25 protein-coding genes are annotated in these 23,789 nt (G+C 68.0%); 14 read left to right on the top strand and 11 right to left on the bottom strand.

The features are described 5' to 3' along the window. Positions 1-18 precede the first annotated feature (18 nt). Positions 19-897, top strand: a complete 879-nt coding sequence (locus tag WT26_RS17250; protein ID WP_196774801.1) for an EamA family transporter — start codon at positions 19-21, stop codon at positions 895-897. Positions 898-968: 71 nt separating this feature from the next. Here WT26_RS17250 and WT26_RS17245 read toward each other — a convergent pair whose 3' ends face one another. After that, on the bottom strand, positions 969-2,504 hold the full coding sequence (locus WT26_RS17245; RefSeq protein ID WP_069273353.1) for an N-acetylmuramoyl-L-alanine amidase: 1,536 nt from the start codon (positions 2,502-2,504) through the stop codon (positions 969-971). Next, positions 2,486-3,037, bottom strand: coding sequence for a tRNA (adenosine(37)-N6)-threonylcarbamoyltransferase complex ATPase subunit type 1 TsaE (gene tsaE, locus WT26_RS17240; RefSeq protein ID WP_059531608.1), 552 nt, complete (start codon positions 3,035-3,037; stop codon positions 2,486-2,488). The genes WT26_RS17245 and tsaE overlap by 19 nt, the downstream gene beginning before the upstream one ends. A gap of 17 nt (positions 3,038-3,054) precedes the next feature. Here tsaE and queG point away from each other — a divergent pair, with 17 nt between their 5' ends. The 3 genes from queG (at position 3,055) to xerD (ending at position 5,772) form a co-directional block, all read left to right on the top strand. Then, positions 3,055-4,290 carry a tRNA epoxyqueuosine(34) reductase QueG gene (queG, locus tag WT26_RS17235; RefSeq protein WP_059531611.1) on the top strand — a complete coding sequence of 412 codons (1,236 nt, stop codon included), beginning with the start codon at positions 3,055-3,057 and terminating at the stop codon, positions 4,288-4,290. Between the two features lie 64 nt (positions 4,291-4,354). Next, the gene (locus WT26_RS17230) at positions 4,355-4,822 is read left to right on the top strand and encodes a methylated-DNA--[protein]-cysteine S-methyltransferase (protein ID WP_069273352.1); all 468 of its coding nucleotides are present in this window, start codon (positions 4,355-4,357) and stop codon (positions 4,820-4,822) included. Next, the gene (gene xerD / locus WT26_RS17225) at positions 4,822-5,772 is read left to right on the top strand and encodes a site-specific tyrosine recombinase XerD (protein WP_069273351.1); all 951 of its coding nucleotides are present in this window, start codon (positions 4,822-4,824) and stop codon (positions 5,770-5,772) included. Before WT26_RS17230 ends, xerD begins: the two co-directional genes overlap by 1 nt. Before the next feature lie 48 nt (positions 5,773-5,820). On the opposite strand, the gene WT26_RS17220 is transcribed toward xerD, so the two are convergent. Then, on the bottom strand, positions 5,821-7,383 hold the full coding sequence (locus WT26_RS17220) for a class I adenylate-forming enzyme family protein (protein ID WP_069273350.1): 1,563 nt from the start codon (positions 7,381-7,383) through the stop codon (positions 5,821-5,823). A gap of 253 nt (positions 7,384-7,636) precedes the next feature. Between WT26_RS17220 and ybaK the strand changes: the two genes are divergently transcribed. Then, on the top strand, positions 7,637-8,128 hold the full coding sequence (gene ybaK, locus WT26_RS17215; protein ID WP_059531620.1) for a Cys-tRNA(Pro) deacylase: 492 nt from the start codon (positions 7,637-7,639) through the stop codon (positions 8,126-8,128). A 114-nt stretch (positions 8,129-8,242) separates the two neighbouring features. After that, on the top strand, positions 8,243-8,881 hold the full coding sequence (gene plsY, locus WT26_RS17210) for a glycerol-3-phosphate 1-O-acyltransferase PlsY (protein ID WP_059531623.1): 639 nt from the start codon (positions 8,243-8,245) through the stop codon (positions 8,879-8,881). A 70-nt stretch (positions 8,882-8,951) separates the two neighbouring features. Here plsY and WT26_RS17205 read toward each other — a convergent pair whose 3' ends face one another. After that, a complete protein-coding gene (locus tag WT26_RS17205) occupies positions 8,952-9,437 on the bottom strand; it encodes a YajQ family cyclic di-GMP-binding protein (protein WP_021162564.1) in 486 nt (161 codons plus the stop codon). Between the two features lie 137 nt (positions 9,438-9,574). On the opposite strand from WT26_RS17205, the gene murB reads away from it, so the two are divergent. The 3 genes from murB to WT26_RS17190 all read left to right on the top strand — a co-directional run bounded on the left by murB (position 9,575) and on the right by WT26_RS17190 (position 12,226). Next, positions 9,575-10,624: a UDP-N-acetylmuramate dehydrogenase gene (gene murB / locus WT26_RS17200; RefSeq protein ID WP_069273349.1), complete on the top strand. Its 1,050-nt coding sequence runs from the start codon at positions 9,575-9,577 to the stop codon at positions 10,622-10,624. Positions 10,625-10,763: 139 nt separating this feature from the next. Next, the gene (locus tag WT26_RS17195) at positions 10,764-11,147 is read left to right on the top strand and encodes an ArsR/SmtB family transcription factor (protein WP_059916902.1); all 384 of its coding nucleotides are present in this window, start codon (positions 10,764-10,766) and stop codon (positions 11,145-11,147) included. Then, positions 11,144-12,226, top strand: coding sequence for an SRPBCC domain-containing protein (locus WT26_RS17190; RefSeq protein ID WP_069270485.1), 1,083 nt, complete (start codon positions 11,144-11,146; stop codon positions 12,224-12,226). Before WT26_RS17195 ends, WT26_RS17190 begins: the two co-directional genes overlap by 4 nt. A gap of 121 nt (positions 12,227-12,347) precedes the next feature. On the opposite strand, the gene argF is transcribed toward WT26_RS17190, so the two are convergent. Continuing rightward, positions 12,348-13,277 (bottom strand): ornithine carbamoyltransferase, encoded by a 930-nt coding sequence (argF, locus tag WT26_RS17185; protein ID WP_027789281.1) that lies wholly within the window; start codon positions 13,275-13,277, stop codon positions 12,348-12,350. A 411-nt stretch (positions 13,278-13,688) separates the two neighbouring features. On the opposite strand from argF, the gene WT26_RS17180 reads away from it, so the two are divergent. Continuing rightward, positions 13,689-14,009, top strand: a complete 321-nt coding sequence (locus WT26_RS17180; RefSeq protein WP_069273348.1) for a DUF3579 domain-containing protein — start codon at positions 13,689-13,691, stop codon at positions 14,007-14,009. Between the two features lie 171 nt (positions 14,010-14,180). On the opposite strand, the gene rpsT is transcribed toward WT26_RS17180, so the two are convergent. Further along, entirely contained in the window at positions 14,181-14,453 is a 273-nt protein-coding gene (rpsT, locus tag WT26_RS17175) for a 30S ribosomal protein S20 (protein WP_006482211.1), read from the bottom strand. A 302-nt stretch (positions 14,454-14,755) separates the two neighbouring features. Between rpsT and murJ the strand changes: the two genes are divergently transcribed. Next, the gene (gene murJ / locus WT26_RS17170) at positions 14,756-16,306 is read left to right on the top strand and encodes a murein biosynthesis integral membrane protein MurJ (protein ID WP_059531632.1); all 1,551 of its coding nucleotides are present in this window, start codon (positions 14,756-14,758) and stop codon (positions 16,304-16,306) included. Positions 16,307-16,314: 8 nt separating this feature from the next. After that, positions 16,315-17,157: a SirB1 family protein gene (locus tag WT26_RS17165; RefSeq protein ID WP_059531635.1), complete on the top strand. Its 843-nt coding sequence runs from the start codon at positions 16,315-16,317 to the stop codon at positions 17,155-17,157. A gap of 69 nt (positions 17,158-17,226) precedes the next feature. Here WT26_RS17165 and WT26_RS17160 read toward each other — a convergent pair whose 3' ends face one another. From WT26_RS17160 to lpxK, 5 genes are all read right to left on the bottom strand, one after another. Further along, entirely contained in the window at positions 17,227-17,985 is a 759-nt protein-coding gene (locus tag WT26_RS17160) for a 3-hydroxyacyl-CoA dehydrogenase (protein ID WP_069273347.1), read from the bottom strand. A gap of 185 nt (positions 17,986-18,170) precedes the next feature. Further along, positions 18,171-18,833: an adenylate kinase gene (gene adk / locus WT26_RS17155; protein WP_059233378.1), complete on the bottom strand. Its 663-nt coding sequence runs from the start codon at positions 18,831-18,833 to the stop codon at positions 18,171-18,173. 210 nt (positions 18,834-19,043) lie between these two features. After that, positions 19,044-19,835 (bottom strand): 3-deoxy-manno-octulosonate cytidylyltransferase, encoded by a 792-nt coding sequence (gene kdsB, locus WT26_RS17150; protein WP_059665170.1) that lies wholly within the window; start codon positions 19,833-19,835, stop codon positions 19,044-19,046. 110 nt (positions 19,836-19,945) lie between these two features. Beyond that, a complete protein-coding gene (locus WT26_RS17145; RefSeq protein ID WP_006482216.1) occupies positions 19,946-20,140 on the bottom strand; it encodes a Trm112 family protein in 195 nt (64 codons plus the stop codon). Continuing rightward, positions 20,121-21,149 carry a tetraacyldisaccharide 4'-kinase gene (lpxK, locus tag WT26_RS17140; RefSeq protein ID WP_069273346.1) on the bottom strand — a complete coding sequence of 343 codons (1,029 nt, stop codon included), beginning with the start codon at positions 21,147-21,149 and terminating at the stop codon, positions 20,121-20,123. Before lpxK ends, WT26_RS17145 begins: the two co-directional genes overlap by 20 nt. 449 nt (positions 21,150-21,598) lie before the next feature. Here lpxK and xseA point away from each other — a divergent pair, with 449 nt between their 5' ends. Together xseA and sodB are read left to right on the top strand one after the other, a co-directional pair. Next, positions 21,599-22,981: an exodeoxyribonuclease VII large subunit gene (gene xseA, locus WT26_RS17135; protein ID WP_069273345.1), complete on the top strand. Its 1,383-nt coding sequence runs from the start codon at positions 21,599-21,601 to the stop codon at positions 22,979-22,981. A 181-nt stretch (positions 22,982-23,162) separates the two neighbouring features. Beyond that, a complete protein-coding gene (gene sodB, locus WT26_RS17130) occupies positions 23,163-23,741 on the top strand; it encodes a superoxide dismutase [Fe] (protein WP_011352986.1) in 579 nt (192 codons plus the stop codon). Positions 23,742-23,789 lie beyond the last annotated feature (48 nt).

Raw genomic sequence — 23,789 nt, 5'->3', positions numbered from 1 at the left:
ATCAAGGAGACCCGGATGATGGCCCCGAAGGACTTGCTGCTTGCGCTGGTCGTGATCCTGGCGTGGGGCGTGAACTTCGTCGTGATCAAGGTCGGCCTGCACGGCATGCCGCCGATGCTGCTCGGCGCGCTGCGCTTCACGCTCGCGGCCGTGCCCGCGGTGTTCTTCGTGCGCCGGCCGCAGATCCCTTGGCGCCTGCTGGTGCTGTACGGCGCGACGATCCAGCTCGGCCAGTTCGTGTTCCTGTTCACCGGCATGTACGTGGGCATGCCGGCCGGCCTCGCGTCGCTCGTGCTGCAGTCGCAGGCATTCTTCACGCTCGTGTTCGCGATGCTGTTCCTCGGCGAGCGGCTGCGCATGCAGAACCTGCTCGGGCTCGCGATCGCCGCGGGCGGGCTCGTCGTGATCGCGGCGCAGGGCGGCCGCGCGATGACGCTCGCGGGCTTTCTGCTGACGATCTGTTCGGCCGCGATGTGGGCGTTCGGCAACATCGTCACGAAGAAGGTCGGCCGGGCGAACCTCGTGTCGCTCGTCGTGTGGGCGAGCCTCGTGCCGCCCGTGCCGTTCTTCCTGCTGTCGCTGTGGTTCGAAGGGCCGCAGCGGATCGCGACCGCGCTCGCCGGGCTGAACGGGGCGTCGATCTTCGCGGTCGTCTATCTCGCGTTCGTCGCGACGCTGCTCGGCTACGGGCTGTGGAGCCGCCTGCTGTCGCGCTATCCGGCCGCGCAGGTCGCGCAGTTCTCGCTGCTGGTGCCGATCGTCGGCCTGGCTTCGTCGGCGCTGCTGCTCGACGAGGATCTGACACGCATGCAGCTGATCGGCACGGCGCTCGTGATGGGCGGGCTCGCGGTGAACGTGTTCGGCGGGAAGCTGGTGCGCCGGCTCGCGGCGTCGTGACGTCTTGAAGCGCGCGCCGGCACGCAGTGCGTGCGGCCGGCGGCGAGTGGGAAGAGCGCGGGAGGGGAGCGTCAGGCCATCCGGCTCTTCGCGAGCGGAGGATTCGCGGCGAAATAGCGCTTGATACCGCGGAAGATCGCGTCGGCCATCTGGTCGCGATAGCTGTCGTCGTTCAGCCGGCTTTCCTCTTCCGGGTTGCTGATGAACGCGGTCTCGACGAGGATCGACGGAATGTCGGGGGCCTTCAGCACCGCGAACCCGGCCTGTTCGACCGAGCCCTTGTGCAGCTTGTTGATGCCGCCGACTTCCTTCAGCACGTAGTTGCCGTAGCGCAGCGAGTCGCGGATCTGCGCGGTCGTCGACATGTCGAACAGCGCGCGGTTCACGGCCGCATCCGCCGTCTTGATGTTGATGCCGCCGATCAGGTCGGACGAATTTTCCTTGTTCGCCATCCAGCGCGCCGCGGCGCTCGTCGCGCCGTGATCGGACAACGCGAACACCGACGAGCCGCGCGCGGACGGCGTCGTGAACGCGTCCGCATGGATCGACACGAAGAGATCCGCGCCCACGCGGCGCGCCTTCTGCACGCGCACGTTCAGCGGCACGAAGAAGTCGGCGTCGCGCGTCATCATCGCGCGCATGTTCGGCGCGGCGTCGATCTTCGCGCGCAGCTTCTTCGCGATGTCGAGCGCGATGTGCTTCTCGTACGTGCCGCCGCCGCCGATCGCGCCCGGATCCTCGCCGCCGTGGCCCGGATCGATCGCCACCGTCAGCAGGCGCACGGTGCCGCCCTTGCCGGATTTCGGTGCGGTGAACTTGTAGGTGTCGCCGTCGTCGTCGCTGTCGTCGCGGCGCGCGATGACCGGCGGCGGCTTGACGGCCGGCTTCGCGGGCGTCGAGGGCGTCGAGGGCGTGCCGGCCGCGGGCGGCGTGTGCGGCGTGGCCGGCGTATTCTGCGCGAAGCGCTGGAAGAACGCATCGCTGTTGTCGCCCGCGGCGGGCGGCGGGGTGCCCGGGCCGGCCAACGTGGACGGCGGCTGCATCTGCTGCGCGCGCGCGGCGTCGTTGAGCGCCTGTTCCTTGCGTTCCGTCTGCGCGATCAGGTCGGACAGCGGATCGGGCGCGACGGCCGGATACAGGTCGAACACGAGCCGGTACTTGTAAGCGCCGACCGGCGGCAGCGTGAACACCTGCGGCTTCACCGAACCTTTCAGGTCGAACACCATCCGCACGACGTGCGGCTGATACTGACCGACGCGCACCGACTGGATCTGCGGATCGTTCGGCGCGATCTTCGACACGAGGTCGCGCAGCGCCTGGTCGAGATCGAGGCCGCTCAGGTCGACGACGAGGCGGTCGGGGCCCTGCAGCAGCTGTTGGGTATTCTGCAGCGGCTGGTCGGATTCGATCGTGACGCGCGTGTAATCGCGTGCGGGCCACACGCGCACGCCGAGCACCGACGACGCGTGCGCGAGCCGCGGCGCGACGAGACCGAGCACCAGCGTCGACGCGCCCGCGCACAGGATCTGGCGACGCCGCCAGTTGTGCGTCGCGGTGGCCGCCGATTCGATCGAGCGGAACGGTTTGATCAACATCTTTCGAGACATGCGTTTCCTGAAGCGCTGTACGCCCGGACGGTGAGGGCGCGGCCGTCGCCATCCACGTCGAGCGAGAAAACCAGATCGGGTACGCCGAGCAGCGTGCCCGCCTGTTGTGGCCATTCGACGAGGCAGATCGCACTGGAATTGAAATATTCGCGAAAGCCTGCGTCGGACCATTCGGCCGGATCGTTGAAACGATACAGATCGAAGTGATAGACCTCGAGTTCCCCATCGTCGCGTTCGAGCGCGTACGGCTCGACGAGCGTATAGGTCGGGCTGCGCACACGCCCCGTGTGGCCGAGGCCGCGCAGGATCGCGCGCACGAGGGACGTCTTGCCCGCGCCGAGGTCGCCGACCAGCTGGATCTGCAGCCCGTCGAACGCATGCGCGCGGGCGAGTTCGGTGCGTGCCGCGTCGAGCGCGTGCGCGAAGCGGGTGCCGAAAGCCTCGGTCGCCGCTTCGTCGGCGAGTGCGATCACGCGCTCCGTGAGCGGGGCGGGCAGCGGGTCGGCATGAGGCGTATGGGGCGTGGCTGGCATTCTCGTAAAATAGTGCGATGAACCGATTACCGGAACTCGCCGCATCCGACAGGCCTTCGACTCGTGCCGAAGGCGCGGCGCCGTGCGCGCTCGACGATGCGGCGTTGACTGCGCTCGCCGCGCGCATCAGGGCGTGGGGGCGCGAATTGGGTTTCGGGGCGATCGGCATCAGCGATACCGATCTCTCGGATGCCGAAGCAGGCCTCGCCGCCTGGCTGGAAGCCGGATACCACGGCGAAATGGATTATATGGCGAAACATGGGATGAAACGCGCGCGTCCGGCCGAACTTGTGGCCGGTACGCGACGTGTGATTTCCGCGCGGCTCGCCTATCTGCCAGCCCAAACGCTCGCCGCCGGTGCGCCCGGCGACGAGCCTGGCGCGCTTGCGCCGCACGACTGGCGCGCGCGCGAACGGGCCCGGCTCGACGATCCGCGGGCGGCCGTCGTGTCGATCTATGCGCGCGGCCGCGACTATCACAAGGTGCTGCGCAACCGGCTGCAGACGCTCGCCGAGCGCATCGAGCAGGCGATCGGCGCGTTCGGCTACCGCGTGTTCACCGATTCGGCGCCCGTGCTCGAGGTCGAGCTCGCGCAGAAGGCCGGTGTCGGCTGGCGCGGCAAGCACACGCTGCTGCTGCAGCGCGATGCGGGTTCGCTGTTCTTTCTCGGCGAGATCTACGTCGACGTTCCGCTGCCGACCGACGCGCACACGTCGCCCGATACTGCGCCCGAGACGCCCGGCGCGCACTGCGGCAGCTGCACGCGCTGCATCGACGCATGCCCGACCGGCGCGATCGTCGAGCCGTACCGCGTCGATGCGCGCCGCTGCATCTCGTACCTGACGATCGAACTGAAAGGCAGCATCCCCGAGCCGCTGCGGCCGATGATCGGCAATCGCGTGTACGGCTGCGACGATTGCCAGCTCGTGTGCCCGTGGAACAAGTTCGCGCAGGCCGCGCCCGTCGCCGATTTCGACGTGCGGCACGGCCTCGACCGCGCGACGCTCGTCGAGCTGTTCGCGTGGGATGCGGACACGTTCGATGCGCGGATGCAGGGCAGTGCGATCCGGCGCATCGGCTACGAAAGCTGGCTGCGCAATCTCGCGGTCGGGCTCGGCAATGCACTGCGCGCGGGCGAAGGCCGGCTCGCGCCGCAGGCGCGCGACGCGATCGTCGCCGCGTTGCGCGCGCGGGCCGACGATCCGTCGCCGGTCGTGCGCGAGCATGTCGAATGGGCACTGCGTGCCGCGTGAAGGCGGCGTAAAGTGTCGTCGGCGCGCGGCGCTTCCGTGCGCATTCATCGGTCAGGAGAGGGTCATGTTCAATGCAGTCATCGACGCACCGTTCGGCAAGGTCGGCATCCGCACGGATGCCGCGGTGGTGCGCGAGATCGTCTATCTGCCCGAATCGGTGAAGTCGGTCGATCCGGATTCGCCGCTCGCGGAGCGCGCGGTCAAGCAGATCGAACGTTATCTCGAGCGCGCGTCGGCGCGCTTCGACCTGCCGCTTGCCGAGGTCGGCAGCGTGTTCCAGCACCGCGTGTGGGACGTGATCAGCGATATCCCGCCCGGCACGGTGCTGACCTACGGCCAGGTCGCGAAGCGGATCGGCAGCGCGCCGCGCGCGGTCGGCCAGGCGTGCGGCGCGAACTACTTCCCGCTCGTGATCCCGTGCCATCGCGTCGTCGCGGCGGGCGGCCTCGGCGGCTTCGCGAATCACGACGACAACGGGTATTACCAGAAAGTGAAGCGCTGGCTGCTGGCGCACGAGGGCGTGCCGTACTGATGAGTGAATCGCTGATTTCTCCCGAAGCCGACGGCGATGCCGCCGCGGCGTCCCCCGCGCTGCTCGCGAGCCGCGCATCGATCGACGTGTTTTGCGACGCGCTGTGGCTCGAGCACGGGCTCGCACGCAACACGCTCGATGCTTACCGGCGCGATCTGGTGCTGTTTTCCCAATGGCTCGCCGCGACTCACGACACGTCGCTCGATTCGGTCGACGAATCGATGGTGACGGGCTACATCGCCGCGCGCAGCGACGGCAAGGCGACGTCGTCGAACCGGCGGCTGTCCGTGTTCCGGCGCTATTACGGCTGGGCCGTGCGCGAGCATCGCGCGAGCGCCGACCCGACGCTGCGGATCTCGTCCGCGAAACAGGCGGCTCGGTTTCCGTCGACGTTGTCGGAGGCGCAGGTCGAGGCGCTGCTCGGCGCGCCCGACATCGGCACGCCGCTCGGCCTGCGCGATCGCACGATGCTCGAGCTGATGTACGCGAGCGGATTGCGCGTGAGCGAGCTCGTGACGTTGAAGACCGTCGAGGTCGGGCTCAACGAGGGCGTCGTGCGCGTGATGGGCAAGGGCTCGAAGGAGCGGCTCGTGCCGTTCGGCGAAGTCGCGCATGGCTGGATCGAGCGCTATCTGCGCGATGCGCGGCCGGCGCTGCTCGGCGCGCGCGCGGCCGACGCGCTGTTCGTGACCGCACGCGGCGACGGAATGACGCGCCAGCAGTTCTGGAACATCATCAAGCGTCACGCGCAGCACGCGGACGTGCGCGCACACCTGTCGCCGCACACGCTGCGGCACGCGTTTGCGACGCACTTGCTGAACCACGGCGCCGACCTGCGCGTCGTGCAATTGCTGCTCGGTCACAGCGACATCTCGACCACGCAGATCTATACGCACGTCGCGCGCGAGCGGTTGAAGACGCTGCATGCGCAACACCATCCGCGCGGTTAGCGCACGTTTCGCTGCGCAGGCTCCGGTGCGCGCACCGGCCTGCCTGCGTCAGACCAGCTCGCGCAGCTTGTGCTTCAGCACCTTGCCTGTCGATGCGGCCGGCAGCGCGTCGAGAACGCGGATATGCGCGGGGCGCTTGTAAGGCGCGAGCCGCTCCGCGCACCATGCGTGCAGCGCCGCTTCGTCGGCTGTCGCGCCGGGCACCCGTTCGACGAACGCGAGCACTTCCTCGTTGCCCTCGACCGCGCGGCCGATGACGGCCGCCTGCACGACGTCCGGATGCGCGTTCAGCACCTGCTCGACTTCGACCGGATAGACGTTGAAGCCCGAGCGGATGATCAGCTCCTTGCTGCGGCCCGCGATCGTCACCGCGCCGTCCGCCTCCTGCCGTGCGAGATCGCCGGTGCTCAGCCAGCCGTCCGGCGATACGGCCGCGCGCGTGGCGTCCGCGTCGCGGTAGTAGCCGAGCATCACGTTCGGCCCGCGGACGCGGATCTCGCCGACTTCGCCGGGCGGCACGTCGGTGCCGTCCGGCGCGACGATCCGCAACTCCACACCGGGAATCGGCACGCCGACCGAGCTGTCGGTGCGTGGCGCGTCGAGCGGTGTCTGCGTGATCGTCGGGCTGCTTTCGGTCATTCCGTAGCCGTTGTGCAGCGGCACGCCGTACTGGCACTCGACGCGCGCCTTCAGGTTCGCGTCGAGCGGCGAGCCGCCCGAATACGCGAAGCGCAGGCGCGGCGCGTGCCACGCGTGGCCGTGCGTGTGCAGGTGTTCGAGCAGCTTCGCGTGCATCGCGGGCACGCCCTGGAAGATCGTGACGCCTTCGTCGGCGAGCGCGACGCGCACGGTTTCCGGCGAGAAGCGCGGCGCAAGCCGCAGCGTCGCGCCCGCGTATAGGCTGCCGAGGCAGACCGACGCGAGCCCGTACACGTGCGACACGGGCAGCACCGTGTAGACGACGTCGCCGGGCGACACGCGGCGCAGCGCGCTCGACGTGGCCGCGATGAACAGCAGGTTGCGATGCGACAGCATCACGCCTTTCGGCGCGCCGGTCGTGCCGGTCGTATAGATCAGGGCCGCGCATTGCGCAGCGCCGTCGGCGGCCACCGGTTCGCCCGGCGCGCTCGCGTCGACGCGATACGACCACGCGCCGATGTCGACCGGCAGTGCGCCGGCAGGTGTTGCGCCGTGCCGCGCGGCATGCGCGCGCGCGTCGGGCGATACGTCGGTGGTGAACGCGATCAGCTTCGGGCGCGCGTGCGCGGCGATCGCGTCGAGTTCGCCGGCCGACAATCGCGCGTTCGACACGAGCGCCCACGCGTCGAGGCGGGCGACCGCGAACAGCAGCACGATCTGCGCGACGCAGTTTTCGGCGACGATCATCACGCGGTCGCCGCCGCGCACGCCGCACGCGGCGAGCTGCGCGGCCGCCGCATCGACGGCTTGCGACAGGTCGCCGTACGACAGCCTGCGCGCGTCCTCGATCAGCGCCGGGCGATCGGGCGCATGGGCGGCCCGGCGTGCGGGCACGTCGGCGATGCGGCGGGGCAGCGCGGCGAGCAGTGCATCGACGTCGAGCGGCGCGGACGGGGGGATGGACGAGATCATGGCGTCTATATGAATAGGGGGCGGGCGTGGCAGGCGAGGGTCGCGAACGATCGTGCCATGACGGTGCGTGCGCCACAATCGGCCATTCGGGCAATAGCGCTTCGCGATGTCCGCAATGATGATGGACGGTGTCGCGTCGAGTTCGCCGCTGCCACCCGGGTGACGGAAAAGCGGGCCGCGAGTATACCGCCGACGGTGCCGCCGACGAGAAGCGCGGCGCGCCCCGGCCGCCGTTCCCCTTTAAAATGCCGCCATGAGCAAATCCAGACACGTGTCCGAAACCCCTGCCACCCAGCTGTTGCGCCGCCACGGCATTGCGTTCGGCGAGCATCCGTACGACTACGTCGAGCACGGCGGCACCGGCGAGTCGGCGCGCCAGCTCGGCGTCGACGAGCACAGCGTCGTGAAGACGCTCGTGATGGAAGACGAGCAGGCGAAGCCGCTGATCGTGCTGATGCACGGCGACCGCACGGTATCGACGAAGAACCTCGCACGGCAGATCGGTGCGAAGCGCGTCGAACCGTGCAAGCCCGAGGTCGCGAACCGCCATTCGGGCTATCTCGTCGGCGGCACGTCGCCGTTCGGCACGCGCAAGACGATGCCCGTCTACGTCGAGGCGACGATCCTCGAACTGCCGACGATCTACCTGAACGGCGGCCGCCGCGGCTACCTCGTCAGCCTCGCGCCGGCCGTGCTCACGTCGCTGCTCGGCGCGCAGCCCGTGCAGTGCGCCAGTGTCGACTGAGGGTTTCACCTTCGTGGCAGGCCGCGCCCGTTCGGTAGAATGGGCGCCTTTTCGGCTTGCGGGCTTGCCGCGCAGCCGTCCCTTTACCGATACGTTGAAAGAAGAGTCCTCCGCATGCAGATCCTGCTCGCCGCCCTCGCTGCCTACCTGATCGGTTCGGTGTCGTTCGCCGTCGTCGTCAGCGGCGCGATGGGCCTGGCCGACCCGCGTTCGTACGGGTCGAAGAATCCCGGCGCGACCAACGTGCTGCGCAGCGGCAACAAGAAGGCCGCGATCCTGACGCTCGTCGGCGACGCGTTCAAGGGCTGGATCGCCGTCTGGCTCGCCCGCCACTTCGGCCTGCCCGACGTCGCGGTCGCCTGGGTCGCGATCGCCGTGTTCCTCGGTCATCTGTATCCGGTGTTCTTCCGCTTCCAGGGCGGCAAGGGCGTCGCGACCGCGGCCGGCGTGCTGCTCGCCGTGCACCCGGTGCTCGGGCTCGCGACCGCGCTGACCTGGCTGATCGTCGCGTTCTTCTTCCGCTATTCGTCGCTCGCGGCGCTGGTGGCGGCCGTGTTCGCGCCGGTGTTCGACGTGTTCCTGTTCGGCACGGGCCACAACCCGGTCGCATGGGCCGTGCTCGCGATGAGCGTGCTGCTCGTGTGGCGTCACCGCGGCAACATTTCGAAGCTGCTGGCGGGGCAGGAGAGCCGGATCGGTGACAAGAAGAAGGCGGCCGCGGACGGCGGCGCACAGGACGGCGGCAAGGCCTGAGACGGCCGGCCGGAGGCGCGCGCCGGGCGCATTGCGCGGCCCGGCGGCATGGGCGGCATGACGAGACCGGTCAGTCGCGGAAGTTGTTGAAGTCGAGCGGCGTGTCGGTCACGTCCTTGCGCAGCATCGCGATCGTGCTCTGCAGGTCGTCGCGCTTCGTGCCCGACACGCGCACCGCGTCGCCCTGGATGCTCGCCTGCACCTTGATCTTGCTGTCCTTCACGAGCCGCACGATCTTCTTCGCGAGATCGCCGGTCACGCCCTTCTTCACGGTGACGATCTGCTTGACCTTGTCGCCGCCGATCTTCTCGACCTTGCCGTAGTCGAGGAAGCGCACGTCGACGTTGCGCTTGGCCAGCTTGCCGATCAGCACGTCCTTGACTTGGCCGAGCTTGAAATCGTCATCGGCGAACAGCGTCAGCTCGCGCTCCTTCTGCTCGACGCGCGCGTCGGAGCCCTTGAAGTCGAAGCGCGTCGAAATTTCCTTGTTCGACTGCTCGATGGCGTTCTTCACTTCGATCATGTTCGCTTCGGAAACGACGTCGAACGATGGCATGGCATTCCTCCCTTGAGATGCGGACACCCGGCTCGCGCGCGGGCACTCGCTATAATTGCGGACTGTTTGCCATTTTACCGATGCCCCTCCGTTTGCCCAAGGCCGGCCGTGCGCCGCCCGGGCGGACGTGACCGCGAATGCCGATGCCTCCTGACGATTCCGCCCTGTCGCTGCTTCCCGACCATCCGCTCGCCGCGCACAACACGTTCGGCATTGCCGCGACCGCGCGCGTTGCCGCGCGCGTCACGCATGCGTCGCAATTCGAGGTGCTCCATCGCGACCCGCGCGTCGCGAACCTGCGGCGGCTCGTGCTCGGCGGCGGCAGCAACGTCGTGTTCACGCGCGATTTCGACGGCATCGTGCTGTTCGACGAAATCAAGGGCCGCCGCGTCGTGCGCGAGGACGACGATGCCTGGTACGTGGAGGCCGGCGGCGGCGAGAACTGGCACGCATTCGTCGCATGGACGCTCGAGCACGGGATGCCCGGCCTCGAGAACCTCGCGCTGATTCCGGGTACGGTCGGCGCCGCGCCGATCCAGAACATCGGCGCATACGGCCTCGAGATGAAGGGGTATTTCGACTCGCTGGTCGCGGTCGAGCTGGCGACCGGGCGCAGCGAGCGCTTCGACGCCGCGCGCTGCGCGTTCGGCTATCGCGACAGCTTCTTCAAGCGGGAAGGGGCCGGCCGGTTCGCGATCGTGTCGGTGACGTTCCGGCTGCCGAAGCAATGGGCGCCGCGGCTCGGCTACGCGGACGTCACGCGCGAACTCGACGCCCGTGGCGTCGCACCCGATGCGGCCGCGCCGCGTGACGTGTTCGACGCCGTCGTCGCGATCCGCCGCGCGAAGCTGCCCGATCCGCTCGTCCTCGGCAACGCGGGCAGTTTCTTCAAGAATCCGGTGATCGATGCCGCGCAATTCGATGCGCTGCGCGCCCGCGCGCCCGAGATCGTGTCGTATCCGCAGCCGGATGGGCAGGTCAAGCTCGCGGCCGGCTGGCTGATCGACCGCTGCGGCTGGAAGGGGCGCGCGCTGGGCACGGCGGCCGTGCACGACCGCCAGGCGCTCGTGCTCGTCAATCGCGGCGGCGCGACGGGCGCCGACGTGCTCGCGCTGGCGCGGGCGATCCAGGCCGACGTGCGCGCGCACTTCGGCGTCGAGCTCGAGCCCGAGCCCGTCTGCCTGTAAGGCGGGCAGCCACGCCCGTGTAGCGGCGGCGTGCGGATGTCGCACCGTTGCGCCGCCAGTCCGTCCCCATCCATGTCATCGCGTTCACCCTGCGCGTCCTTTCCTTGACTCTCATTTAACCTTAGAGTTAAATGAGATCATGCGTTCCCCATCCGATTCCCTGTCCGCGGTGTTCGCCGCACTGGCCGACCCGACCCGCCGCGCGATCCTGTTGCGGCTGGCCGAGGGCGCGGCGCCGGTCAGCGAGCTGGCCCGGCCGTTCGACATCTCCGCGCCGGCGGTGTCGAAGCACCTGCGCGTGCTGTCCGACGCGGGGCTGATCGAACGGGAAGTCGACGCGCGCTGGCGGATCTGCCGGCTGCGCGCCGACGGGATGCGCGATGCGCACGGCTGGCTCGAAACCTATCGCCAGTTCTGGGAAGACAGCCTCGATCGTCTGAAGGTGTTCGTCGAACAGTCGAGCGCGGAGCGCGACGCCGGCGACGCCTGCCCACCCGCTCCGCCCCCGGAGGAGAAGCCATGAGTCAAGCAGCGACGTTTCACCTGGAAATGGACCGCTTCATCCGCGCGCCGCGCGAACGCGTGTTCGACGCGTTCACCAGCGAAACCGCGCTGGCGGCCTGGCATTGCCCGCGCGGGATGAGCGTGGTCGAAGCGAGCGCCGATGCGCGGGTCGGCGGCAAGTACCGGATCGTGATGGGCGGGCGCGACGGCTCGCAGCACATCGCGGGTGGCGAATACCAGAAAGTCGACCGCGTCGATTTTCTCGCTTACACGTGGGCGTGGGAGGCGGGCGAGATACCGCCCGAGCTCAAGACGCTGATCGAGGTCACGTTCACCGACCAGGATGGCGGCACGCACCTGCACATGCGTCACAGCGGTTTTCCGAACGAGCGGACGCGCGATTCGCACATGGGCGGCTGGCAGTCGGTGTTCAACCGGCTCAGCGACCTGCTGGACCCGGAAGGCAGCGCGGGAACGGTGCATGTATTCGGCGATCCGCGCAGCACGTATGTCCGCACGGTGCGGATGGCGCTCGCGGAGAAGGGCGTCGCATACACGCTCGAATCGCTGCCGCCGCATTCGCCGGAAGTGCTCGCACACAACCCGTTCGGCCGCATCCCGGCATTCAGCGACGGTCCGATCGAATTCTACGAAACCCGGGCGATCCTCGGCTACATCGACGAAGCGTTCGACGGCCCGAGCCTGCTGCCGCAATGGGGCGTGACCGCGCATGCGCGCGGCGAGCAGTGGATCAGCCTGATCAACTGCCATGCGTACGACGCGATGGTGCGCCGCTACGTGCTGCAGTACATATTCCCGAAGGGTGAGAACGGCCAGCCCGATCACGCGGTGATCGACGCGGCGCTGCCCGACATCGACAAGCATCTGCAGGTGCTCGATGCGGCGTACGGCGCTCGCGACTATCTGGTCGGTACGGAGCTTTCGATGGCGGACCTGTTCCTCGCGCCGATTCTCGCTTACGTCGGCATGTTCCCCGAGGGCGCCGAGCTGTTGAAGAAGTATCGGAACATCGAGCGCGCGCAGGCGGCGATGCGGGCGCGGCCGAGCTTCGCCGCCACGCAGCCCGCGATGGGCTGAAGCAAGGCCGTGCGACGCGAGCGGCAGGTTCGTGCGCACGATCGTCGTGCCGAAGCCGGCGGGCAAATGAAAAAGCGCCGATCGTCGATCGGCGCTTCTCTTCGTCAGGCGGTGCGCGTGGTCAGTGCTTGAGGCGGCCGAGCAGCAGGAACTCCATCAGTGCCTTCTGCACGTGCAGGCGGTTTTCCGCTTCATCCCATACGACGCTCTGCGGGCCGTCGATCACGCCGGCCGTCACTTCCTCGCCGCGGTGCGCGGGCAGGCAGTGCATGAAGAGGGCGTCCGGGTTCGCGTGGCCCATCATTTCCTCGTCGACGCACCAGTCGGCGAATGCCTGCTTGCGGGCCTCGTTCTCGGCCTCGAAGCCCATGCTCGTCCACACGTCGGTGGTGACGAGATCGGCGCCCTTGCACGCTTCGTTCGGATCGTCGAACACCTCGTAGAACGGTGCGCTGTCGGGCGACACGAGCTTCATGTCGAGCGCGTAGCCGGGCGGCGTGGACAGGCGCAGCTTGAAGCCGAGGATCTGCGCGGCTTCGATCCACGTGTAGAGCATGTTGTTCGCGTCGCCGACCCACGCGACGGTCTTGCCCGCGATCGGGCCGCGGTGCTCGTAGTACGTGAAGATGTCGGCGAGCACCTGGCACGGGTGGTATTCGTTCGTCAGGCCGTTGATCACCGGCACGCGGGAGTTGTCCGCGAAGCGCTGGATGATCTCCTGCTCGAACGTGCGGATCATGATGATGTCGACCATCCGCGAGATCACCTGCGCGGAATCCTCGACGGGTTCGCCGCGACCGAGCTGCGTGTCGCGCGTGCTCATGAAGACGGCGTGGCCGCCGAGCTGGAAGATCCCGGCCTCGAACGACAGGCGCGTGCGCGTCGAGTTCTTCTCGAAGATCATCGCGAGCGTGCGGTCGTGCAGCGGGTGATAGGTCTCGTAGTTCTTGAACTTGCGCTTCAGGATACCCGTGCGTTCGAGCACGTACTCGTAGTCTTCCAGCGAAAAATCCTTGAACTGCAGGTAGTGACGAATGGTTTTGGCGGTCATGAAGCGAGATACGGCGGGTTGCATCCGGCAGCAAGGGCCGGACGGCGCCGCCGTCGGGTGTGGATAACTCAAAGCAGCATAAAGGATTTTCTGTGCTTTGACGAGCCGCGCCGAAAACCGGGGCGCGATGGTTGCTCACCGTATCGGGGTGCCGCTGAGGGTGCACGAAACGACGCGCGATGGCGCGCTGCGGTATAATCCGAAAGTTTTCTCCAGCCCGGCAGGCAAGCCTCTTCGCGCTCTGCCGGACACAAGCCGTGCGCTGCACAAATCCGGTGCGGCGTGCCGGGCGGATCGCGTCGACGGCCTGTCTTCGGGCATGCGGCGCGGGCATCCCGGCTTTTTCCTGCTTCGTGTTTGCGTGTCCAGGCCGTCGCCTGCGCATCACCGGGCCGTCACTTGGGTAACCACATGGCTGAAACCCCTCCGACCGAATTCTTCATCCAGGGCATCACGAAAGACGGGAAAAAGTTTCGCCCGAGCGACTGGTCGGAGCGCCTCGCTGGCGTGATGGCATGTTTCGGACCCGGTGCAAGCGGGCCGAACGCGCGTCTCAAGTATTCGCTCTACGTGCGTCCGACGATGCTCGGCGACCTCAAATGCGTGATCCTCGATTCCCGGCTGCGCGACGTCGAGCCGATGGCGTTCGATTTCGTGCTGAATTTCGCGAAGGACAACAACCTTGTCGTCACCGAGGCGTGCGAGTTGCCTGACTACAGCGAGAAGAAGTAAGTACCGCGCGCGGGCGCATGCTGCGCCCGGCCGGTCGTGTGACCCTCCGCGCGCGTCGCGCATCGGTGGGTCGAACCAAACAAAAAAGCCCGCCTAGGCGGGCTTTTTCGTGATCGCAGGAAACAGGAGCGCCCGCGCGAGGCGGGCACACCTTTGCCGGCCGCGCCGGAATTACGCTGCTGCCTGCAGACCCTTGACGGCCGCGGCGAGGCGGCTCTTGCTGCGAGCGGCCTTGTTCTTGTGAACGATCTTCTTGTCGGCGATCGTGTCGATCGTCTTCACGGCAGCCTTGAACAGCTCGGCAGCCTTTGCCTGGTCGCCGGCTTCGACAGCCTTGCGAACCGACTTGATCGCGGTACGGAATTTCGAGCGCAGCGCCGAGTTGTGCGAGTTTGCCTTCGCGGCCTGGCGGGCGCGCTTGCGTGCTTGTGCGGAGTTAGCCATGACGGTTCCTTATCCTGTCCTGTTTCCAGAGCTTGGAGCCTGACGGCCAAGCGCTGCTTTTCGATCCGTCCCCTGAGAACGATTGCCCAGGGGCGCATAAAAAAACGGTGATTTTAACCGAGGCCGGGACATGAAAACGGCAGTTGCCGTGCATGCAACAGGCTCAGAAACGGCGGATTATAGCAACAAAATCAAGCGAGTGGCAAGTTTGGCGTCGGTTGCCGCGGGGCGGGGGCGCAACGGATGTCCTTTTCGGCCTGCGCCGTCGCCGGGCCACGCAACGTCCGTATAATAAGCGCCCCATGAATCTATTCCGAGCCCTGCTGACGGTCAGCGGCTTCACGCTGCTGTCGCGCGTGACCGGACTGGCCCGCGAGACGCTGATCGCCCGTGCGTTCGGCGCCAGTCAATACACCGACGCGTTCTACGTCGCCTTCCGTATCCCGAACCTGCTGCGCCGCCTGTCCGCCGAAGGCGCGTTCTCGCAGGCGTTCGTGCCGATCCTCGCCGAGTTCAAGAACCAGCAGGGGCACGATGCGACGAAAGCGCTCGTCGACGCGATGTCGACGGTGCTGGCGTGGGCGCTTGCCGTGCTGTCGGTCTTCGGGATCGCCGGCGCATCGTGGGTCGTGTTCGCGGTCGCATCCGGCCTGCACACCGACGGGCAGGCGTTCCCGCTCGCGGTCACGATGACGCGGATCATGTTCCCGTACATCGTGTTCATCTCGCTGACGACGCTCGCATCCGGCGTGCTGAACACGTACAAGAGCTTCTCGCTGCCCGCGTTCGCGCCCGTGCTGCTCAACGTCGCGTTCATCGCCGCGGCCGTGTTCGTCGCGCCGCATCTGAAGGTACCGGTGTTCGCGCTGGCATGGGCCGTCATCGTCGGCGGCGTGCTGCAGTTCCTCGTGCAGCTGCCGGGCCTGAAGAAGATCGACATGGTGCCGCTGATCGGCCTCAACCCGCTGCGCGCGCTGCGCCACCCGGGCGTGAAGCGCGTGCTCGCGAAGATGGTGCCTGCGACGTTCGCGGTGTCGGTCGCGCAACTGTCGCTGATCATCAACACCAACATCGCGTCGCGGCTCGGGCAGGGCGCCGTGTCGTGGATCAACTACGCCGACCGCCTGATGGAATTCCCGACGGCGCTGCTCGGCGTCGCGCTCGGCACGATCCTGCTGCCGAGCCTGTCGAAGGCGCACGTCGACGCCGATTCGCACGAGTATTCCGCGCTGCTCGACTGGGGGCTGCGCGTCACGTTCCTGCTCGCGGCACCGAGCGCGCTCGCGCTGTTCTTCTTCGCGACGCCGCTCACGGCGACCCTATTCAATTACGGCAAGTTCGACGCGCACACGGTCACGATGGTCGCGCGTGCGCTCGCGACCTACGGGATCGGCCTCGTCGGCATCATCCTGATCAAGATCCTCGCGCCGGGCTTCTATGCGAAGCAGGACATCAAGACGCCCGTGAAGATCGCGATCGGCGTGCTGGTCGTCACGCAGATCTCGAACTACGTGTTCGTGCCGCTGATCGGTCACGCGGGTCTGACGCTGAGCATCGGCGTCGGCGCGTGCCTGAATTCGCTGCTGCTGTTCCTCGGGCTGCGCAAGCGCGGCATCTACCAGCCGTCGCCGGGCTGGCTGCGCTTCTTCGTGCAGCTGATCGGCGCGGCGCTCGTGCTCGCGGGCCTGATGCACTGGCTGTCGATCAGCTTCGACTGGACCGGGATGCGTACGCAGCCGCTCGATCGCATCGCGCTGATGGCCGCGTGCCTCGTGCTGTTCGCTGCACTATATTTCGGTATGTTGTGGGTGATGGGCTTCAAATACGCTTATTTCAGAAGGCGCGCCAAGTGACGACCGCAATGACCCGCGTCCTCGACTACTTCAGCACGCTCGTGGCAGACGACGACAGCCTGCCCGTCACGGAAGCGGCGCTGTCGCTGGCACAGGACGCCTATCCCGACCTCGACCTGCAGGGCACGCTGGCCGAACTCGACATGCTGGCGGCGCGGCTGCGCCGGCGGCTCGCCGACGACACGGACCTGAAGGGCCGCGTCGCCGCGCTGAACGACTTCTTCTTCCGCGAGCTCGGCTTCGCGTGCAATCACAACGATTACTACGACCCCGATAACAGCCACCTGAACGCCGTGCTGAAGCGGCGGCGCGGGATTCCGATCTCGCTGTCGGTGCTGTACCTGGAGCTAGCCGAGCAGGTCGGCGTGCCGGCGCGCGGCGTATCGTTCCCCGGTCATTTCCTGCTGCGTGTCACGCTGCCGGACGGCGACCTGATCATCGACCCGGCCAACGGCCATTCGCTGTCCGAAGCCGAGATGGTCGAGATGCTCGAGCCGTACGTCGCGCGTGCGGCCGGTGCGGTCGACAGCGCGTTGCGCGCGCTGCTGCAGCCGGCGACGAGCCGCGAGATCATCGCGCGGATGCTGCGCAACCTGAAGACGATCTATCTTCAGACGGAGCGCTGGCAGCGGCTGCTCGCGGTGCAGCAGCGGCTCGTGATCCTGTTGCCCGAGCATCTCGACGAAGTTCGCGACCGCGGTTTCGCGTATGCGCGGCTCGACTACCTGCGCCCCGCGCTCGAGGATCTCGAGCAGTATCTCGGCGAGCGGCCGGACGCGGACGACGCGACCGTCGTCGAATCGCAGGTGACCGAATTGCGGCAGCGGATGCAGCGCGACGGCGAGGACTGAGCCGCCGCCGCGCTGCCTGCCGGAACCGTGAACGACAAGACGTCCGCATCGCGGGCGTTTTTTTCGTGCTTATTTCGGCTGCATCCGGATCGCGCCGTCGAGGCGGATCACTTCGCCGTTGAGCATCGGATTCTCGACGATCTGGCGCACCAGCAGCGCGTATTCGGCCGGTTTGCCGAGCCGTGGCGGGAACGGCACCATCGCGCCGAGCGCGTCCTGGACGTCCTGCGGCATGCCGAGCAGCATCGGCGTCTCGAACAGGCCGGGCGCGATCGTCATCACGCGGATGCCGTTGCGCGACAGGTCGCGCGCGATCGGCAGCGTCATGCCCGCGACGCCGGCTTTCGACGCCGCGTACGCGGCCTGGCCGATCTGCCCGTCGAATGCGGCGACCGACGCGGTGCTGACGATCACGCCGCGCTCGCCTTCCGCGGTCGGCGCGGTGGCGGCCATCGCGGCGGCCGCGAGCCGGATCATGTTGAACGTGCCGACGAGGTTCACGTTGATCGTCTTCGCGAACACGTCGAGCGGATGCGCGCCGTCCTTGCCGACGGTCTTCGCGGCGGGCGCGATGCCGGCGCAGTTCACGAGGCCGCGCAGCGTGCCCGCGCGCGTCGCCGCGTCGACGGCCGCCTGCGCGTCGGTCTCGCTCGACACGTCGCACCGGACGAACACGCCGCCCAGCTCCTGCGCGAGTGCCTCGCCCGCGTCCTGGTTGAGGTCGGCGAGTACGACCGTGCCGCCCGCCTGCGCGAGCATCCGCGCGGTGCCGGCGCCGAGGCCGGATGCGCCGCCCGTGATCAGAAATACGTTGCCGCGAATTTCCATGACTGTCTCCTTGCTGGTGTAAGCGCCGGCCGGCCCGCCTGCATGCGGGCGGCCGGATACGATCGATCCGGTCGATTGTACGAGGCGCCGCCGTCGGCCGGAGAAAAGCGCACGATCGTGCGGGTAACGCCGGCGCGAAAAAAAGCCGCCTGGGTCAGGCGGCTTCGAGATGCGGGACGCGGTGCTTACTTCAGTGCGTCAAACGCGCGCTCGCGGATTTCCTCGACGGCGCCCAGGCCCGAGATCTTGCGATACTGCGGCGCCTTCAGCCCGTTTTCCTCGCCGCGCTGCGCCCAGTCGCCGTAGTACGTGATCAGCGGCTTGGTCTGCGCTTCGTACACTTCGAGACGCTTCTTGACGGTTTCTTCCTTGTCGTCGTCGCGCTGGATCAGCGGCTCGCCCGTCACGTCGTCGTGGCCTTCGACCTTCGGCGGGTTGAACTTGACGTGGTACGTGCGACCCGATGCCGGGTGCGTGCGGCGGCCGCTCATGCGCTCGATGATTTCCGAGAACGGCACGTCGATCTCGAGCACGTAGTCGATCGCGACGCCCGCTTCCTTCATGGCGTCAGCCTGCGCGATCGTGCGCGGAAAACCGTCGAACAGATAACCGTTCGCGCAGTCGGATTCCTTCAGGCGCTCCTTGACGAGGCCGATGATCAGCGCGTCCGGCACGAGCTTGCCGGCGTCCATGTAGCCCTTCGCCTCGACGCCGAGCGGCGTGCCGGCCTTCACGGCCGCGCGCAGCATGTCGCCCGTCGAGATTTGCGGGATGCCGAATTTTTCCTTGATGAAGTTTGCCTGGGTGCCCTTTCCCGCGCCGGGCGCGCCCAACAGGATCAAACGCATGGTGATATCTCCAGTATGTAGATTCGTATGGCGAGACGCAAAAAAGCGCCGGCGACGGTGTGCGCGGCGCTTGCCTGGCGCGCGGCGGGCCGGTCTGATGCGGCGCGTCGGGTTGGGGCGACGCGCGGCTGCCGGCAGGGCCGCGGGCGGGGTCAAGCGAGGACGCGCTGGTCGCGGACGGCTCGCACAATCGCCTGATTATGCCACGGGTTATTTTGATCCCGGCTGAAAAAGGGCCTGCACGCGTGCGAGATCGGCCGGCGTGTCGATGCCGGCTTCGGGTGCGGACTCGGTGATCAGCACTGCGATGCGCTCGCCGTGCCAGAGCGCGCGCAGCTGTTCGAGCTGCTCGGCCTGTTCGATCGGCGCCTGCGCAAGCGTCGGATACGTGCGCAGGAAACGCGCGCGATACGCATAGAGGCCGATGTGCCGGTAGACCGGGAAAGCAGGCGCAGGCATGGCTGCGACGTCGGGCCAGTGCGGTTGGTACGCGTCCCGGCTCCAGGGAATCGGCGCGCGCGAGAAGTACAGCGCGACGCTCTGCGCATCGAGCGCGACCTTCACGACGTTCGGGTTGAACACGTCGGCCGCGTCGTGGATCGGGTGCGCGGCCGTCGCGATCGCGCAGGCCGGATGCGCGGCGAGGTGCGACGCTACGTCGCGCACGAGAACGGGGTCGATCAGCGGCTCGTCGCCCTGAACGTTGACGACGACGGTGTCGTCGCTCCATCCGAACGTCGCCGCGACTTCCGCGAGCCGGTCGGTGCCGGACGGATGGTCGGCGCGCGTCAGCACTGCTTCGAAGCCGTGATCGCGCGCGGCATCGAGCACGCTCTGCGCATCGGACGCGACCAGCACCTGCTGCGCGCCCGCTTCACGCGCACGCTCGGCGACACGCACGACCATCGGCTTGCCGCCGAGATCGGCGAGCGGCTTGTTCGGGAGCCGCGTCGACGCGAGCCGGGCGGGAATGACGGCGATGAAGGGTTGCGGGTGGGTCATCGGACGGATCGGAAGCGGGTGACGGAAGCGGCGGGCGGCGCGTGCGCGGCGCCCGCGGAGCGGCAAAGCGCGCCGGGGCCGGGATGAGCGGCCGGGTTCAGCGGCTGGATTCAGCGGCCGGCCGGGTCGACCGGCGTGCCTTCGACGGTCTGGCGCGCTTCGTCGACCAGCATGACGGGGATGCCGTCGCGGATCGGGTAGGCGAGCTTGTCCGCGTTGCAGATCAGCTCCTGCGCGGCACGGTCGTAGTGGAGCGGGCCTTTGCAGATAGGGCACACAATGATTTCAAGCAGGCGAGCGTCCACGGAGTTTCTCCACAACGAGGGCAATGAGGCGAGGGTCGAGCGCGGCTTCGACGGGGACGACCCACAGTCGAGCGTCGCGCCAGGAAGCGCCCAATTTTACTGCATCCTTCTCGGTGATCAGGATCGCGTCGACGGCGTCGTCGACGAACGGATTGTCGGCGAACGCATAGTGGTCGGGCAGCGCGCGCGTCGCGGGCGCGAGACCGGCCGCGCGCAGCGTCGCGAAGAAGCGTTCCGGCGCGCCGATGCCGGCCGCGGCGAGGACGCGCTCGTTCGCGAATTGCGACAGCGGGCGGCGCAGCGCCGGCTGGTCGAGGTGCCACGCGGCGCCCGGCGTGAGCGCGAGCGAATAGGTGTCGGGCCACGGCGGCAGCGCGCCGCTGTACGGATCGTTGACGAGCGTCGCGTCGCGGTGCCGCGACAGCGGCTCGCGCAACGGCCCGGCCGGCAGCAGGAAGCCGTTGCCGCCGAGCCGATGGTCGAACACGACGAGCTCGACCGTGCGCGCGAGACGGTAGTGCTGCAGGCCGTCGTCGCTGACGATCACGTCGACGTCCGGATGCGCGGCGCGCAGCGCCTGCGCGGCCGCGACGCGATCCGGGCAGACCCAGACGGGCGCGCCGGTGCGGCGTGCGATCAGGAGCGGCTCGTCGCCGGCCTCGCTCGCGCGCGAGCCCGGCGTCACCGCGGTCGGCGTGCGCACGTTCGCGCCGTAGCCGCGCGACACGATGCCGGGCGTGAAGCCGGCCGCCCGCAACGCGTCGACGAGCGCGATCACGGTCGGCGTCTTGCCGGTGCCGCCGACGGTCACGTTGCCGACCACGACGACGGGCACGCCGACGTCGACCGGCTGCTTCCAGCCCTGCGCGTAGGCGGTGCGCCGCAGCGCCGCGCACAGGCCGAACACGCACGCGAACGGCGTGAGTGCCCACGCGAGCGCGCCGCGGCGCTGCCATTCGCGCGTCAGGCGCGCTTCGAGCCGGGCGAGCGGGCCGTCGGGCGCGCTCATCGGTCAGCGCGCGGCGTGTGGCGCCGCGTGGCGTGGGACGGATTCGTCAAGGCGGATTCTCCGTTGGGCGGCGCATGCCGCGGGGTCTGCGGAAGGCGGCACTCTAGCGCGCGCCGCGCCGGCCCGGCAAGCGCCGCGCCGTCACGACGCAGGCGGGGCCGGATCGCCCGTGTCTGTGGATAACTCTGTGAAGAACCCGGCGGGCGATCGCCGCACATGCCCGTCCGGCGGACTTCGAATCGGATGAGAATCGTTTCGAAAGGTTTAAAAATATATAAAAATCAACGTGTTGCCACAAATTGTCAGGGGTTTTGGGGAGTTTTGCGGGGTTTTTTGCAGTCGATTGCCGAGGTGTGGACACTTTCCACTTTGTGCAATGCACTCAGCGCCGCTAGACGCCGGGCGGATGTCGGACTATCGTGTCGCCGCCAGCATTCATCCGACCGTCCATGCCTTCCGACTCCCCATTTGCCGCGCCGGGCGCCACCCGCGGCGGCGACGAAGTGATACCCGTTTCGGCGCTCAACCGCGCGATTTCGACGATGCTCGAGCGCTCGTTTCCGCTGCTGTGGATTTCGGGCGAAGTGTCGAATTTCACGCGCGCCGCGAGCGGCCACTGGTATTTCTCGATCAAGGACCAGCAGGCGCAGATGCGCTGCGTGATGTTCCGCGGCCGCGCGCAATACGCGGAGTTCACGCCGCGCGAAGGCGACCGGATCGAGGTACGCGCGGTCGTCACGATGTACGAGCCGCGCGGCGAAGTGCAGCTCAACGTCGAGGCCGTGCGGCGCACCGGGCAGGGGCGCCTGTACGAGGCATTCCTGCGACTGAAGGCGCAGCTCGAGGGCGAGGGGCTCTTCGCGCCCGAGCGCAAGCGGCCGCTGCCGGCCCACCCGCGCGCGATCGGCATCGTCACGTCGCTGCAGGCGGCCGCACTGCGCGACGTGCTGACCACGCTCGCGCGTCGCGCGCCGCACATTCCGGTGATCGTCTATCCGGCGCCTGTGCAGGGTGCCGGTTCGGCGGAAAAGCTCGTTGCGGCCGTCGAGACCGCGAATGCGCGCCGCGAGGTCGACGTGCTGCTGGTCTGTCGCGGCGGCGGCTCGATCGAGGATCTGTGGTCGTTCAACGACGAGGCGCTGGCGCGCGCGATCGCGGCGAGCGAGCTGCCGGTCGTGAGCGGCGTCGGGCACGAAACCGATTTCACGATCGCGGACTTCGCGGCCGACCTGCGCGCGCCGACGCCCACCGGCGCCGCCGAGCTCGCGAGCCCGCAGCGCGCGCTGCTGCTGCGCGAGGTCGGCGAGCGCCAGCGCGCGCTCGCACGCGGCATGGCGCGTCGGCTGGAGCAGCGCGCGCAGCAGCTCGACTGGCTCGCGCGCCGGCTGGTGAGCCCGGCCGAGCGGCTGCAGCGGCAGCGCACGCACGTCGAGCAGCTCGCCGTGCGGCTGGCGTCGGCGGCGTCGCGGCCGGTGCGCGACGCGCGTGCGCGGTTCGCGCTCGCGCAATTGCGCTGGCAGCGCGCGCGCCCCGATCCGTCGCAGGCGCGCCAGGCGCTCGCGGGGCTGTCGCAACGTCTTGCGCTCGCATTGCAGCGCCGTCACGAACGCGACACGGCTCGCGTGTCAGCCTGTGCGGCAAGGCTCGAGGTGTTGAGCCCGCAGCGCACGCTCGAGCGCGGCTATGCGGCGCTGATCGATGCGCAGACGGGCCGCGCGGTGCGTACGCCGAACGCATTGAAGCCGCAGCGCCGCCTGACCGTGCATCTCGCCGAAGGCTCGGCCGACGTGTCGCTCGCCGACGTGCAGCCGCGGCTGTCGGATACGTTCTGACGCGGCGTCCGGCATCGGGAACGCAACCTGCTCGCTGCGTCGACGTGCTGCGCGAACATCGCTTTTCCGCATACCGCGGATAAATGGCCCGTGAGTTTGCGGGGTTATTCGGTCTCGCCTACAATCGGACGCTCGGCAGCATTCAACACAGCCTCCCTACATACTCAACGAAGGAATCGCCATGGCTCATACGCTCCCGCCGCTCCCGTACGCTGAAGACGCACTCGCGCCGACCATCTCGCTCGAGACGATCCAGTACCACTACGGCAAGCACCATCAGGCTTATGTGACGAACCTGAACAATCTGATCCCGGGCACGGAATTCGAAAACCTGTCGCTGGAAGAGATCGTGAAGAAGTCGTCGGGCGGCATCTTCAACAACGCCGCGCAAATCTGGAACCACACGTTCTTCTGGAACAGCCTGTCGCCGAACGGCGGCGGCGCACCGACGGGCGCACTGGGCGACGCGATCAACGCGAAGTGGGGTTCGTACGACGCATTCAAGGAAGCGTTCACGAAGGCCGCGGTCGGCACGTTCGGTTCGGGCTGGGCATGGCTCGTGAAGAAGGCTGACGGTTCGCTCGACATCGTGTCGACGAGCAACGCAGCGACTCCGCTGACGACGGCCGACAAGGCGCTGCTGACGATCGACGTGTGGGAACACGCGTACTACATCGACTACCGCAACGCACGTCCGAAGTTCGTCGAAGCGTTCTGGAACATCGTGAACTGGGACTTCGCAGCGAAGAACTTCGCGTAAGTCACCGACACCTTCGCCGCGCCCCCGCACCGGGCGCGCGGCACCCCG

Source organism: Burkholderia cepacia, from assembly GCF_001718835.1.
Taxonomy (GTDB): Bacteria; Pseudomonadota; Gammaproteobacteria; order Burkholderiales; family Burkholderiaceae; genus Burkholderia; species Burkholderia cepacia_F.
This window is presented reverse-complemented; position numbering and strand designations above follow the sequence as displayed.